10 protein-coding genes and 1 tRNA gene are annotated in these 14169 nt (G+C 69.6%); 4 read left to right on the forward strand and 7 right to left on the reverse strand.

The annotated features are described in order from the left end of the window. Window positions 1-85: 85 nt before the first annotated feature. The 6 genes from D0T12_RS31695 to D0T12_RS31720 all read right to left on the reverse strand — a co-directional run bounded on the left by D0T12_RS31695 (window position 86) and on the right by D0T12_RS31720 (window position 8376). The gene (locus tag D0T12_RS31695; RefSeq protein WP_117404356.1) at window positions 86-1009 is read right to left on the reverse strand and encodes a replication-relaxation family protein; all 924 of its coding nucleotides are present in this window, start codon (window positions 1007-1009) and stop codon (window positions 86-88) included. Between the two features lie 49 nt (window positions 1010-1058). Further along, a complete protein-coding gene (locus D0T12_RS31700; RefSeq protein WP_147339717.1) occupies window positions 1059-3674 on the reverse strand; it encodes a type IV secretory system conjugative DNA transfer family protein in 2616 nt (871 codons plus the stop codon). Further along, window positions 3671-5419, reverse strand: a complete 1749-nt coding sequence (locus tag D0T12_RS31705; RefSeq protein ID WP_158581704.1) for a VirB4 family type IV secretion system protein — start codon at window positions 5417-5419, stop codon at window positions 3671-3673. The genes D0T12_RS31700 and D0T12_RS31705 overlap by 4 nt, the downstream gene beginning before the upstream one ends. A gap of 71 nt (window positions 5420-5490) precedes the next feature. After that, entirely contained in the window at window positions 5491-6438 is a 948-nt protein-coding gene (locus D0T12_RS31710) for a PrgI family protein (protein ID WP_117404362.1), read from the reverse strand. Window positions 6439-6453: 15 nt separating this feature from the next. Continuing rightward, on the reverse strand, window positions 6454-8025 hold the full coding sequence (locus D0T12_RS31715) for a hypothetical protein (RefSeq protein ID WP_147339718.1): 1572 nt from the start codon (window positions 8023-8025) through the stop codon (window positions 6454-6456). Between the two features lie 6 nt (window positions 8026-8031). Further along, window positions 8032-8376, reverse strand: coding sequence for a pilin (locus D0T12_RS31720; protein ID WP_199487818.1), 345 nt, complete (start codon window positions 8374-8376; stop codon window positions 8032-8034). Window positions 8377-8988: 612 nt separating this feature from the next. Between D0T12_RS31720 and D0T12_RS31725 the strand changes: the two genes are divergently transcribed. Both D0T12_RS31725 and D0T12_RS31730 read left to right on the forward strand, forming a co-directional pair. Beyond that, window positions 8989-10020, forward strand: coding sequence for a DNA-methyltransferase (locus tag D0T12_RS31725; RefSeq protein ID WP_158581705.1), 1032 nt, complete (start codon window positions 8989-8991; stop codon window positions 10018-10020). Window positions 10021-10275: 255 nt separating this feature from the next. Further along, a complete protein-coding gene (locus tag D0T12_RS31730) occupies window positions 10276-11949 on the forward strand; it encodes a recombinase family protein (RefSeq protein ID WP_117404368.1) in 1674 nt (557 codons plus the stop codon). Here the strand turns inward: D0T12_RS31730 and D0T12_RS31735 are convergent. Further along, window positions 11928-12016, reverse strand: a tRNA-Leu gene (locus tag D0T12_RS31735). The genes D0T12_RS31730 and D0T12_RS31735 overlap by 22 nt on opposite strands. Before the next feature lie 129 nt (window positions 12017-12145). Between D0T12_RS31735 and D0T12_RS31740 the strand changes: the two genes are divergently transcribed. Together D0T12_RS31740 and D0T12_RS35675 are read left to right on the forward strand one after the other, a co-directional pair. Next, window positions 12146-13444: a M20/M25/M40 family metallo-hydrolase gene (locus D0T12_RS31740; protein WP_117404470.1), complete on the forward strand. Its 1299-nt coding sequence runs from the start codon at window positions 12146-12148 to the stop codon at window positions 13442-13444. Window positions 13445-13523: 79 nt separating this feature from the next. Then, window positions 13524-14144 (forward strand): hypothetical protein, encoded by a 621-nt coding sequence (locus D0T12_RS35675; protein ID WP_158581706.1) that lies wholly within the window; start codon window positions 13524-13526, stop codon window positions 14142-14144. The last annotated feature ends 25 nt before the right edge of the window (window positions 14145-14169 follow it).

Genomic DNA, 14169 nt, shown 5'->3' on the forward strand with positions numbered 1-14169 from the left:
CACCGGGGGCCGCAGTGCGCATGCTGTGAGCGTCGACGCGGTTAGGCAGGCGGCGACCGCCAGGCGGTGAGCGGAGAGGGGGCGCTCAGATCTCATTGGTGTCTCCATGGGGCGGAAACGGGCGGGCGTAGCGGGCCAGGGTGCTGAGCCGCAGCCGTGGGGGTCCGCCGCGAGAGGTGGCGTGGAGCCAGATCGGTCCGGCTGGTCCCAGCTGCTCGTCTCTGATCGCGTCGGGTGTGGTGGTGAACACCGGGACGGGGGGCGTGCCGATGGCGGCGTGAAGGTTGGTTTCGCGTCGCCGACTGCTGGTCCAGATCAGCACGGGAGTGGTGAAGCCGTCGGCGGTGGCGAGGTTGGCGTAGCCGCGCAGCTTGTCGACGACCTTCTTCAGAGGGCGCTGGGTCCCGGTGTCGTACTCGACGAAGAAATCGACACATACGCCGTGTTCGCACCAGCGTCCGTAGCCGTCGGGGCGGATGTAGGGCGCCCAGGTTTTGCTGCAGCGGCGTTCGGGCCACCAGTGGACCAGGTCGGCCGCGGGGTGATGGCGGGCGGCGGCGGCCAGGGCGGTGAAGATCCCGTTGACGCCGATCAGGTGCGCGAGCTGGGGCGACAATGCCCAGGCCAGGATCCGGTCGCGGCGGTAGCCCAGGTCGGCGAAGGGGATGCCTTGGTCGGCGGCGATCACGTGGGCGCCGGCTTGGCCGATGGTGTAGTGCAGGGGCGCGGTCCCTTTGCCTGGGGGGAGCAGGGGCCGGAACCGCTCTACTGCTCCGAGGTTGGTCAGGCGGAGCATGCCGCGGCGGGCGCGGTCGGCGTTGGGGTAGGCGAGCTGGGCGATCTGCCCGGTGGTGAGGACGTGATGGTCCCACAGGGCGCGCAGGACATGGAGGTCGCGTTGGGTCAGTCGGGAGGCCAGCAACATCGGTACCAGCTGCTTGAGTCCACTGGTCGCTTTGGCGGCGTCGGGAGCAGACGGGGGAACCGGTGGAACGTAGCGGGTGGTCATCGTCTTCCCCTCCTCGTCGGGGATGCGGTAGCCGCAGCGGGCGGGCGGGTCAGATGGACGTGGCGTCGGGGGCGGGAGGCGGTTCAGCGCGGGGATCGGCGCGTGGGTCGTCGGCGCGTGCCCGATGTGGACGCTGCTGAGGACGGGCGCCGTAGGTTTCGGCCGAAACGCGGCGGATCAGCTTGGCGCGCCCGGGGACGGCGGGTGGGAGCGGCCGGGTGCGCAGGGTGAAGGCGGAAGTCTCGGCCGCGTCGACGATCAGCCGGGTGCCGGCTTGGAAGGCGTCCAGGTGGGCGAGGTCGTGTTGGGAGAGGTTGGGGGCCATGTGGCGTTCGAGCGTTCGGGCGTCTTCGGGGGAGACGGCGAAGAAGACTTTGTTGCGGGCGTTGGCCGAGATCGCCTCGCGCAGCTCCCGCGACAGTTGCGCCAGGTCTTGGTGGGCGAGCACGACCGACAGCCGGTAGGCGCGGGCCTCGGCGAGCAGGTCGGCCAGGCCGTGCGGGAGGGTGAGGAAGTTGTGGCATTCGTCCACGTAAAGCGCGCTGTCGGCGCGGGCGCTTTGGCCGTGGCGGGTCCGGTTGGACACCGTTTCCCAGATCTTGGCCAGCATCAGCGAGCCGAACACCGCGCAGGCGTCGGCGCCGAGGATGCCTTTGGGGGCGCGGATCAGCAGCAGTCCACCGTCCAGCACCGTGGTGGGGTCGAAGGTGGAGGTCCCCGATCCGAGGGTGGAGCGGATGAAGTCGCGCAGCAGGAATGCGCGCAGCTTGTTCAGCACGGGGCCGGTGGCGTGCGCGCGTGCTCCGGGGGACAGATTGTCGTACCAGGCCCAGAAGTCGGCCAGGATCGGGTCTCGGACCCGGGCGGTGTAAGGGGCCCGGTAGGCCGGGTCGGCCAGCAGCCGGGGGATGTCGGCCAGGGTGGCGTCGGGGGCGTGCCAGAGCGTCAGGCAGGCCGAGCGCAGGATGTCGTCGGTACGCGGTCCCCAGAAGTCCTTGTAGATCCGGTGGAAGATGCCGACCAGGTTGTCGCTGGCCAGATGCGCGTCGGGTCCTTGCAGGACGTTCAGCGCCGGGCGGCGACGTTGGTCGGGGTCGAACAGGACAACTTTGTCGGCGGCGTGCTCGGGCAGCCGGGCGAGTAGGTCGACGATCAGGTCCCCTTTGGGGTCGATGACGACCGCGCCGCGCCCGGCTTGGGCGTCGGCCAGGATCATGTGCGTCATCAGGGTCGACTTGCCGGATCCGGTGGCGCCGAGCACATGCATGTGGTGGCGTGCCTCGGCGACGCCCAGCGCGACCGGCCGCACGATCCCCGCGTCGCTCACACCCAGTTGCTTGGCGTCCGGGCCTGGCGTGGCAATGCCCGGAGGTGGCGGGACGGCTTTGGAGCCCGCCCTCGACAGGCCGGGAACGGCCGAGTCCCAGGGCAGATGCGCCAGCGCCGCTAGCTCGGTGACCGAGCACAGGTCGCCGCGTCGCATCCACCGACGCGCCAACATCGTCTCGGGATGCCAGAGCCGATGGCGGCGCAGGTAGTTGTGCCCCGCGTAGAGCGCGTAGGCGGAGGCGATCGCGTGCGCGCGCCCGCGCAGCCCGCGCCGCAGTTCACGCCGCACCGCGCGGTCCCCCTGCCGGGGTGTCACCGTGCCGTCCGAACTTGATGTGGTCGAGGACGACTTCGCGGCGGTGTCGAGAGTGGTCACGGGCACGGTGTCCGGGCTGATGGCCAGCGCGTAACTGATCGTCATCTCCCATTGCGGTTCCCGAGCCTTGTCCAAGATGGCGCGCACCTCGGTGGCGCGCTCGGGGTGGGCCATGTAAGCGCTGGTTGTGGGACGCCGTGCTGCCGCGGACGGGGTGATCAGGTCGAACAACCATCCCCAGGGCTGCTGCGACGCGGTGCTGCCGCGCAGTGCGGCCGCGGCACGGTGGGCCTTGGCCAGCCGCCGGCCGGTGGCGGGCCGGGCACAGATCTGCACGATCGCGCGCTGACCTGGGGACAGCCCGGAGGCGGCGCCGACCAAGGCGCGGAGCGGGTCGGCGCGATGGTCGGCGCGCAGCGGCAGCCAGTCGGGACGGGCCATCCGCAACCGGCCGCCCACCGCGACAGCACCCGTTGGGAGGGGGGATGCCGAGGCCGGAGCGGTCTCAGTGCGGGCTGCGGGCCAGGCCGCCTCGATCGCCCGCTCGATGAATCCCAGCGGCACCGTGCCCGGCACCCACAACCGGATCTGGACGGCGGCGGTGTCCCACGCGTACTCCCAGGCCAGGTGCGGCTGCCCGGTCAGCAGCCGCTTGTAGGCCGGGCGCAGCAGGCCAAGGAGGTTGGCCCACAGCTCGTGTGCGGCATCCGGGTCCACCTCGGGCGGCGGCAGCACGGTGATCTGCCGCGCTCCCTCGGCGAGCCGGTCGTGCCGGCGCCGCCACCGCCAGTGCCGCACCGTCAGGAACGCCGTCACCGCGCAGACCAGCAGAGCGCCGCACAGCCACCCGTAGCTGCCGACAAAGTTTTCTGCCCTGTGGATAAGACTGTGGATGAACGCGTCCGGGTCGCGCAGGAACGGCGCTCCGGGTGGCTCGGTCGGCGAGGGACGCGGCGACCGGCTCTGGCATGCGTTCTGGGACGGCCGGAGCCGGACCAGGCTCAATGGCGTAGAGCTCATGGCTCGATGTCCAGTTCGTCGTCGGTGTCGATGGCCAGGTCCGCACGAGAGCCGGCGTCGAGTGCGGCCAGCTCCGCGGGGTCACTGGTGATAACGCTGTGCTCGGCGGGGGAGGCGATAGCCTGGAACGAGACCCGATGGGAGCCGGCCGCCAAAAGGCCCTCGCCGCGAGAGCAGGCCAGAAGGAACTGGCGTTCGCCCTCGGACAGATTGAAGGCGTCCCCCACAGCATCGATGGCCTGCGGGGCTTGGCGGAGCAGGATCTGCGTGGTGGCGTTGGCCACCACGGCTTGACCGAGCCCGGTGCCGAGCAGGTCGGCGGCGTCCTGGGTGACGACCGCCAGGGCGCACCAGTACTTGCGCGCAGACTTGGCCAGGCGGAACAGGAACTTGGCGCCGTCGGGCTCGCGCATTAGCAGCCATGCCTCATCTACCACCACCAGGCGGCGCTTGCGGTCGCGCGGGTTGGACACCCGCCGCCAGACCGCGTCCAGCGCGAGCAGGGTGCCTGCGGCGCGCAGCTCGTCGGGCAGATCCCGTAGCGAGAAGACCAGCAGGTGCCCGTCCGGCCGGGTGGTCGTGGTGCCGTCGAACAAGTCCCGGTGCGTACCAGTCACGAACGGAGCGAGCCGGGCGGCGACCTCACCAGCTCTCGGATCCTCGGTGTCGTCGCGCAGCGCAGTGGCCAGGTCGGCCAGTAGCGGGGCGGGCCGGGTCCAGGTGCGCGGGTCGCTGGTGATGCCCGCTCGGGCGTACACTTCCACGATCGCCCGGTCCAACGCCGCCTTGCCGGCCGGGTCCAGCGGCTCGTCCAGCAGCACGCCGATCAGGGTGTGCAGGAACAGCGCGCGGCGGGTGAACGCGTCCGTCCCGGCGTTGAAGGCGGGAAGGTCGAAGGGATTGAGGCGGACGCCGGGAGAGCCGAGCGAGATGTGGGAGCCGCCGACCGCGCCGCACAGCCGGGCGTACTCGTCCTCGGGGTCGATGACGGCGACCTCGACTCCGGCGTACAGCGATCGCAGTATCTCCAGCTTGGTCAGGTAGGACTTGCCGGCGCCGGAGCGGGCCAGCACGACCGAGTTGTGGTTGTCCAGGCCCCACCGGTCCCACAGCACCAGGCTGGAGGAGGCGGTGTTGATCCCGTACAGCACGGTCGTGTCGGTGATCGGCGCGTCCAAATCGGGCGAGCTGAACGGGAAACTGGCCGCGAGCGCTTGGGTGTCGAAGGTGCGGCGCATGCGCAGACCGTCGACGCCGATCGGCAGGGTGGTGGTCAGTCCTTGTAGCGGGCGGAAGGTGGCCGGGGCGGCGTCTAGCAGCAGTGAGGACGCCAGCGCCCGCACCTGCGAGCACTCGGCCTCCAGCGCCTCCTGGCCGGGGGCGTGCACGGTGAAGTACAGGCCGACTCGAAACAGCTTGGTCTGCCCGCGGGCGAGCGCGGCGGCCAAGCCGCGGGCGTCCTCTGCGGCTGCGGTGGCTTGGAAGTCCTCTAGGCGGCCGTGTTCGGCGTCAGAGCGGGCCGAGGATTCCAGCCGGGCGAGCTGGCGGCGTAGCCGATCGGCCGCCTCTGTCGGCGGGGTCGGCTCGATGTGTATCGCGACCTCGACCCGACCGGGGTAGGTCAGGAGCGGCTCCAACCATCCGGGGCCGACCTCTGCGGGGTACCCGGTGATCGCGAACGACGCGCAGACGCCGTCGGACAGGTTCAGGGTGCGCGTACCGACTTCGATTGCGTCCGGCCCCACCGTTGCCGGGCCTGTTTGCGGGCGTGTACCGGTGCCGAAGCGCAACCGCGAGCGTGCGGTTTTCAGCAGAGTCATCCCCATCCTCCAGCGGATGTGATCGTTTCGGCGGGTGCCGCCCGCTGATCCGTTGCCCCGGCCGGGGTGGTGTGCCAGGGGTTGCAACAGGCGGCCAGCACCGCGGTGGCGGGACCGCCGGGCAACACGCGGACGGTGATGCCTGCGGCGGCCAGAGCACGCATGGCTTCGTCGGCGCGGCGCAGCACCCGTTGTGCGGCCCCGTCACCGGCACGGCCATGGTGCGATTCGCGCAGCACGAGCAGCACTTGGCGGCGCAGCAGGTCCCGGCGCCGTGCCAGGTCGGCCAGGAAATCGGCGTGCTCGATCGCCGCTTGTTCCAGCTCCGGGTGGGCCAGCGTGGGTGCGTGGTCGCGCAACCCGGAGATCAGCGGGGCCAGGTCGACGTCCTGCGCGCGGACCACAATTTGCGCCGGGCCCGACAGCGAGTTCAGCCAGCGGCCGAATACCCCCACCAGTGCGGCCTGCTCCTGCGGCGTGCGCAATGCGAAACTCACCGTGCTGGCCTGGCACACCACCGCCGCGCCATCGGCGTCCAGGTCGATCACACCGTCAGCGGAGATCGCGGCTGCGGGTAGCCGCAGCGGCGCGGGCAGTGGCTGCTGCTTCTGCTGTGCCCAGGTGGGTGGTGCGACGACCCCTTCGGGGGCAAGGACTAGGCGGCGCGGGGAGCGGGCGTGCCGGATCGCTGCCAGCAGCAGCCGATCCAGCCCCACCCCGTCGCGGCGGCCCAGCGCCAGTACGGCGGCCGCTGCCCCGGACGGGAACGCCGCCGCGGCGAACACCGGCAACGGCACTAGGCCGCGGGTGGCGGTGAAGGCCAGCCACAGCACCGCACCGGTCGCGGCCAGGATGGCTACCTGGCGGGCGGTGAGGCCGGCCAGGATCTTGTCGGGGGTTTCCACATCGGCGGGGATTCGGACGCTGTGCTCGTCGGGCGGCATGATTGGTCACCTCCGTCAGCTGGGCCGTTTCCACGGGCGGTGCGGGTCGGGCTGATATGGAGCCGGAGGGGGCGGGCGCGTTGGCTGGGGTGGCGGTGCGCGCCAGTCCCCGGCGTGCGGAGGTGTCCAGGCGGTCTCCGGGCGGCCCCAGCGCTGCTGCTCACCCACGCTGTCGGGTGCCGGACGTCCGTGATGCACGCGCTCGTGCCAGGCCGGATCGGGCGGCATCCACCGCCCGTGCGCCGGTCCCCACCGTGGCTGCGCCATCTCGCCTGGCCCCGCAGGAGGCGGCGTTTTCGGCCCCGGGGGAAGGGGCGGAACTGACGGGCCCGTGGAGCGCCCCGCAGGCGGGGGCGGAGGAGGTGTTCTGCCCGCGCTGCCACGGGCCCCGGCGAGCCGTCCGAGCAGCCCGCGGAACAGGAAGAACGAAGCGATCATTTTGGCCGTCCGGGTGATCGGGCTGCGGCTGATCACGCCGCCCTGCCAGATCAGGCGGGAGATCCAGGAGGGGATGCGCACCAGCACGTACAGCAGGCAGATCGTCGTCCATAGGTCCACCTGGTCACCGGGGGTGCGAAAGCCCAAGATGGTGACCATGTCGGTGGTGAGCACGACCCGCATCGCGGCGATGAACACCAAAGCTTGGGCGACCTGGATGGCCAGCACGCCGAAGAAGCAGCGCCACCACAGCTTGGCCAGACCCTCGGTCTGGGGCAGCGCGTGACACGCGAGTGCGAGCGGGGCGGCGGCGATCAGCAAGATGGTGAGCATGACCCGCGTGATGTAGATCAGCAGCAGGATCACGCCCAGCGACACCGCCCAGATGGTCACCAGCACGATGAACATCCCGACGTCTCCGGGGTTGAGCGAGTGGATGATGATCTTCTGGAGCTGATCGGCCGTTTGCTGCGGATCCACCCCCTGACCCAGCAGCGCCGCCGACAACACGTTGGCGAACTCGATCGACTGCCCGATCAGGATCAGGCTGGTGTTGGAGGCCACCATGCCGACCACCAGACGGGGCACGATGTCCTTGACCGCGTAGGAGCTCTGCAGGGTTTGGCGGCCCATCAAGGTCAGCCCACCGGCCAGCACCAGCAGCACGTAACAGGAGTTGGCCACTACCAGCGACCCGGTCCACAAGCCCTGCACCCGGCTGGTCTGATCCAGCCGTGGAGTGACCAGCAGGGATTCGCCCAGAAGCCCGAACACCGGATTGATCGCGGAGGACACCAGGTCCTTGAACCAGTTGTTGATCGCCTGCTTGGCCTTGCACGCGACGTCGAACCACCCGCACCCACCCGAATCCTCTTCCGGACTGGTCGGCGTCCCCGGTGAAAAACTCGGGTTGGCCGGTGCGGAGGTACTCGGGCTGGGAGCGCCGGGCGCCGATGGACTTGGGCTGGTCGGTGTCCCCGACGGTGCCGGGGGCGAAGAACTCGGCGTCGGCGGCGGCTCGGCAGCCACTGCGCCCCGCGGCACGGTCGTCACGGTGGCCTGCGCGGGGACGGCGGCCAATGCCACCGCGACCGACGCGGCAGCGCAGCAACAAATGACGGCGAGCCAGGTGCGCAGAGCAGTGGACATCGCCGATCAGCCGCCCACGAAGCCTTTGAGGATGGTCACCAGGACCGGTGTCATCACCGCGCCGCCGTAGCCGATCGCGGCGTACTTCAACGTGTTCTTGGCCTTGCCCACCTCACCCGGATCGCCGCCGGCCAGCAGGTATCGGATGAAACCGACCGTCAAGAACAAGGTCGCCAGCGACACCAGCAACCCCACCAGCCACCTGGTAATCCGGTTGATCACCGTGTTCAGATCCTGCGGCGGCGCCGCCAGCGCATCGGCGAACGCGTCTGGTGCCGCAAGCACCACCAGCAGGACCCCGACCAGCACAGCGGCGGTCGGCGGCGCCCACCGGGACAATTTGGAGCGCATCGGCCACCTCCTTGATGGACGTGACCGGGGCCCCGCAGCGACCGGGGGAGGATGCGGGCCGGGCCAGCGGAACCGTCATCTCCTTCCGGCCACGGTCACGCGGCCTCGAAGGGACGGGGACCCGGCCCGCACGGGGCGGGCGGATCGGCCGCCTGCGGGGCCCCGGCGCCCTCAGGACGCCACACCCCCGCATAGAAACCTCTCAGCAGGCGCGGCCCGCCGTCTCGGTCAGAGGGATCTATGCGAAATCTCAGCGCCGCGACCCCAACGGCCATACGCCGCCGCATAACAGCCCGTGGCACAACCAGACTTGGACCGGGCCTGCCGGACTTCGGCCAGGGGGCCCGCTTCCCTCGCACCCGGCATGGCGCAGACGCCGATCGTCGGCGTGCCGCAGCGGCAACGGCAGATCAGCCGTCCGCGAGCACGGCAATGCGACCGGCAAACCGGCGCCGAACGGAACGGCGCAGCGGCAACGGCAACCTCGGTCAGCGCGCAACGGCACGGCAACGCCCGAGGTGGAGGCCGCTTCTAAGAGGTTCCTATGAGGCTCGTGCCGACAATCGCGTCCGTACCGGAAACCGGTCTGCACGCACAGGAGGGAACGAACAGGTGCGCGACCCCTACTGGCACGACACGACCCACGCCCTCTACGCCGGAGACCCCCGCCAGGTGCTGGCCGAGATGCCCGCCGGATCCGCCGACTGCATCGTCACCAGCCCACCACCATGGAGACCGCAGCCACGCGATACGGCCGCAGATGCGCCGACCCGCTACGGCCGCGAGCCCACACCGGCTCTCTACCTCGCCGCCCTTCGCCGCCTCTTCGCCCAAGCCCATCGCGTACTGGGCGAGCAGGGGACCGCCTGGCTGATCACCAGTGATCGTTATGCCGGCCAGACCGGATGGGACGGCCCGCCCGCAGGCCGCCACCGTCGCCGGATCCGCGACCACGCGATGACCGGCCTGCCCGCCACCTCTCTGATCGGCCTGCCCTGGCAGCTGGCCTTCGCGCTTCAGGACGACGGCTGGATCGTCTGCAACGTGATCGTCTGGAACCAGCCCACCATGGCCAAGACTTCAGCCGCGGACCGGCTCGCGCTCTCCTACGAGCTGATCCTCCTGCTGGTCAAAACAGATCAGTACACCTTCGACCGTGACGCCATCGGCCGCCCCCTGGACCGCTTGATCACTGAGCTCGGCCTCGACCACAACCCAAGCGCCGAACAGGAGCGGCAGAGTCAGGCGCCCCGGTGCGGCTGGCAGCGCATCAGGCGGCACGTCCACCAGCGCGGCAGCGGCAAGGGGATCGGCTATTGCCGCACCCGATGCCGCGCGGCAGCCGACCCGCGGAAACGGCACGATCGTGAACCGTTGCCGCTCGCGCCCGTCGGCGACGTCTGGTCGTTGCCGCCTCGCCCGCAGCGGCACATCTTGCCGATCGAGGTGCCGCTCGCCTGTATTGCCACCGGATGCCGGCCCGGCGGCACCGTGCTGGACATGTTCACCGCGGACGCCACCACCGGTCTCGCCGCCCGGCACCTCGGCCGCTCCTTCATCGGCGTGGAACAGAACCCAGATCTATGCCGCATCGCTGAGCAGCGACTCCGGGGAGACAACCGCCCTGGGGACGGTGATGCATGATGGGGCAGAGGCAACAGAACACTCACCATTCGGTAAGGTGCACGGCGCTGAACAGCCAATACGCTGCCGAAGCAGAGCCAGATGGGCCACGCGCCGATCTGACTTGCGATGTGGCCGATGACGTCGTGTCCGTAGAGCTGCCCGCCGAGCCACCCCCTCTGACGCCCGAGGCGGCACGCGCACTGCTCCGGCTCCTCCTCAACATCCGGCAGCGGCGCACGAACTGAGAAGCATCTCGTTCATCCGAGGGAAATCATGATCAAACTAGCGTTCTGGGGACGGTGCTCCACCGAAGACCGTCAAGACCCCGAAGCCTCCCGCGCTTGGCAGTACTCCCGTGCCGAGCAACTCGTCACCCCTCGCGGCGGCGTGATCGTCGCCGAGTACTTCGATATCGACAAGTCCCGGTCCATCCCACCGGCCCGCCGCCCCCAGGCCAGCCTGCTCCTGGCCGAGCTGGCCAACCCTCACCGGGCCTTCGACGCCGTCGTGGTCGGTGAGCCACAGCGGGCCTTCTACGGCAACCAGTTCGGCAACACCTTCCCGTTGTTCGAGCACTACAACGTGCCGCTGTGGGTACCGGAAGTGAACGGGCCCATCGACCCCGCCAACGAAGCCCACGACATGATCATGTCGACGTTCGGATCCATCAGCAAAGGCGAACGGTCCCGGATCAAGACCCGGGTGCGGGCGACCATGGCGGCGCTGGCACAGACCTCCAACCGGCACATCGGCGGGCGCCCACCCTACGGATACCGGCTGGCCGACGCCGGACCGCACCCCAATCCGAGCAAGGCCGCCGACGGCAAGCGGCTGCACGTGCTGGAGATCGACCCGTACACCGCCGAGGTGGTCCAGCGGATCTTCGCCGAGTTCCTGGCGGGCAAGGGCTTCTTCGCCATCGCCGAAGGACTCACCGCCGACGGAATCCTGTCGCCGTCGGCCTACGACCGGGCGCGTAACCGGCACCGCTGCGGCCTGGCCTGGTCCAAGAGCGCTGTCCGCGTCATCGTGAACAACCCTCGCTACACCGGCCGTCAGGTCTGGAACAAGCAGCGCAAACGCGAAGTCCTCATCGACGTCCACGACGTCACCCTTGGCCACGAGACCAAGCTGGTCTGGAACACCCCGGACCAGTGGGTGTGGTCCAACGACATCGTCAATCCACCGATCATCGACGAGGAGACCTTCAAGGCCGCCCAGAAGTTGCTAGCGGCCCGAGGTCACGGACCGGCCCGGCACAAGCCACACCGTGCCCGTCATCTGTACATGCTGCGGGGCATCCTGCATTGCGGCATCTGCCACCGCAAAATGGAAGGCTCCTGGAACAACGGCGCGCCCTACTACCGCTGCCGTTTTCCCGAGGAATACGCCCTGGCCAACAAGATCACGCATCCACGCAACGTCTATCTGCGCGAAAGCGTCCTGCTGCCCCGTCTGGACCGGTGGCTGGGCCGCTACTTCGCTCCCCACCGCCGTGCCGACACCATCGCGGCGATCGCAGCCGCGCAAGGCGGCGGCGCCAGCGAAGACCCCGGCACGGCCCTGGCGCGGCAGACCATCGACGAGTGCGACCGCAAACTCGCCCGCTACCGTGCCGCGCTGGACGCCTTGGACGAGGGGACCGACCCGGCGATGATCGCCGGGTGGATCACCCAGGTCCAGCAGCAGCGCACTGCCGCCCAAGCGCAATTGCGCCCGGCCCAGAGCCAGGAACACCTCACCGAGGCCGACATCGCCGCCCTCATCGAGGAAATGGCCGACTACACCCAGGCGCTGGCCACCGCCGATCCCGCACACAAAGCCGACCTGTACGGCAAGCTCGGACTACAGCTCACCTACCACCCTGAACAGCAAAAAGTGCGGGCCGAGGCGCATCTCGATCCCGCACCGTATGGGGAAATGGTTGGTGTCCGAGGGGGGACTTGAACCCCCATGCCCCGTGAAGGGCACTAGCACCTCAAGCTAGCGCGTCTGCCTATTCCGCCACCCGGACCGGTTGCAGGCCGCAGTGGGGTTGCGGCGGGGTTCACCATACCAAAGGTGGCGGGGTGCGGCGAAGTCGAGCGGCGGGGCACCATGGGACGGTACGCGAGGACTCGAGGGGGTCGGTGTGGTTCAGCAGGTGAGTGCTGAGGATGAGGTCGTTCGGCTCTGCCAGGAGTTGATTCGGATCGATACGAGCAACCCGGGGGATCATTCGGGGCCCGGGGAGCGGGTGGCGGCGGAGTATGTCGCGGAGAAGCTCGATGAGGTCGGGGTGGAGGCGCGGATCCTGGAGTCGCATCCGGGGCGGGCCAACGTGGTGGCGAGGATCCGAGGGGAGGATTCGGGGCGGGACGCGTTGTTGTTGCACGGGCATCTGGACGTGGTGCCCGCGCAGGCGGAGGACTGGGCGCGCGACCCGTTCGGTGGGGAGCTCGTGGACGGGTTCGTCTGGGGTCGCGGGGCCGTGGACATGAAGGACATGGACGCGATGATCCTCGCGGTGGTGCGGCAGCGGTTGCGGGAGGGGCGGCGGCCGCCGCGGGACGTCGTGTTGGCGTTCACGGCCGATGAGGAGGCCGGGGGGAAGTGGGGGGCGCAGTGGCTGGTGCGGGAGCATCCGGAGTTGTTCGAGGGGTGCACGGAGGCCGTGGGGGAGGTCGGCGGGTTCAGTTTGACGGTGCCCGGGGATCGGCGGATGTATCTGATCGAGACGGCCGAGAAGGGCATGGCGTGGATGAACCTGCGGGCCCGGGGGACGGCCGGGCACGGGTCGATGGTGCATCCGGACAACGCGGTGACGGCGGTGGCGGGGGCGGTCGCGCGGTTGGGGACGCATGAGTTCCCGGTGCGGTTGACGAAGTCGGTGCGGGCGTTCCTGGAGCGGGCGTGCATGGCGTACGGGGTGGAGTTCGATCCGGAGCGGCCGGAGGAGTGCCTGGAGAAGATCGGGCCGCTGGCGCGGATGATCGGGGCGACGCTCAGGAATACGGTCAATCCGACGCGGCTGGATGCCGGGTATAAGACGAATGTCATTCCGCAGGAGGCCACGGCACAGGTTGATGGGCGGTTTTTGCCCGGACATGAGGCCGAGTTCTTCGCGGTCGTGGATGAACTCCTCGGGCCGGACGTTCAGCGGGATTTCGTTCATCATGACCATGCGCTGGAGACCGATTACGAGGGGGCGCTCGTCGCGGCGATGGAGGCGGCGCTGACCTCGGAGGATGCGGGGGCGTTGCCGGTGCCGTACTGCCTGAGCGGCGGGACGGACGCCAAGGCCTTCGCGCGGCTGGGGATGCGGTGCTTCGGTTTCGCGCCGCTGAGATTGCCACCGGATTTGGACTTTTCCGGAATGTTCCATGGCGTCGACGAGCGCGTTCCGGTGGACGGTCTGCGTTTCGGGGTGCGGGTGCTCGACACCTTTCTCGAGCGGTCCTGATTTTGCCTTCGCCGATGCGTTCCGTGGTGGTACCGTTACCCTTCGTCGAGGGTGATTCGGGCACGACGGAGGTTGATCGGTGGCAAGTGACGCGGCGCGGGCCGGGGCGATCGTCCCCCCGCGCCGTGTCGCGTTTCTCCGGCGACTGCTCATCCTCGGCGGGTTGTTGATCGGGGGCTGGCTGCTCGGGTGCGCGGGGCAGAACGCGCATGCCGAGGAGATTCCGGCCGTGACGGTGCGCGTGGTCGTGCAGGCGCCGGTGCTGGATCGGTCGGTTGAGATCACGACCGAGCGTCGGGTGTTGCCGGTGGAGCGGCCGCCGGAGCGGTCTGCGGCGGATGTCGAGCGCGTGAAGCCCGTTGTTGAGCGGGTGATGCCGGATGCGTCGCCTTCGCGGAAGGCCGTTGGTGGACTCCGAACCGTCGCCAAGGTTCGAAGTTCGAGTGCGGGTGCCGTGAAGGTGCACCCGGGGCGTTCCGGTGAAGTCGCTCGGGCGGTGCACGTTGATGTGCCGCGGCGACAGCCGGTGCCTGAGCCGGAAAGTGATCCCTCCGTGGTCGGTGGTCCCGTTGTGTCGGGCCTGCCGAGTGTTCTTCCTCGGGTGCCGGCGCCGCCGCCGGCCTTGCTGGTCAGTGCCGGGGCCGTGGTGCGTGCGGCTGTTCGGACGGCCGTGGACGAGTCGTCCTTCGTGCCCGACTAGATCCCCGATCAACTCTGCCGGACAG

This window comes from Actinomadura spongiicola (genome assembly GCF_003432485.1).
In the GTDB taxonomy this organism is placed as follows: domain Bacteria; phylum Actinomycetota; class Actinomycetes; order Streptosporangiales; family Streptosporangiaceae; genus Spirillospora; species Spirillospora spongiicola.

Excerpts from the sequence above, each read along its gene's own strand:
- D0T12_RS31710 (WP_117404362.1), bottom strand. The coding sequence starts at position 6,438 with ATGCCGCCCGACGAGCACAGCGTCCGAATCCCCGCCGATGTGGAAACC.
- D0T12_RS31700 (WP_147339717.1), bottom strand. The coding sequence starts at position 3,674 with ATGAGCTCTACGCCATTGAGCCTGGTCCGGCTCCGGCCGTCCCAGAAC.
- D0T12_RS31715 (WP_147339718.1), bottom strand. The coding sequence starts at position 8,025 with ATGTCCACTGCTCTGCGCACCTGGCTCGCCGTCATTTGTTGCTGCGCT.
- D0T12_RS31695 (WP_117404356.1), bottom strand. The coding sequence starts at position 1,009 with ATGACCACCCGCTACGTTCCACCGGTTCCCCCGTCTGCTCCCGACGCC.
- D0T12_RS31730 (WP_117404368.1), top strand. The coding sequence starts at position 10,276 with ATGATCAAACTAGCGTTCTGGGGACGGTGCTCCACCGAAGACCGTCAA.
- D0T12_RS31720 (WP_199487818.1), bottom strand. The coding sequence starts at position 8,376 with ATGCGCTCCAAATTGTCCCGGTGGGCGCCGCCGACCGCCGCTGTGCTG.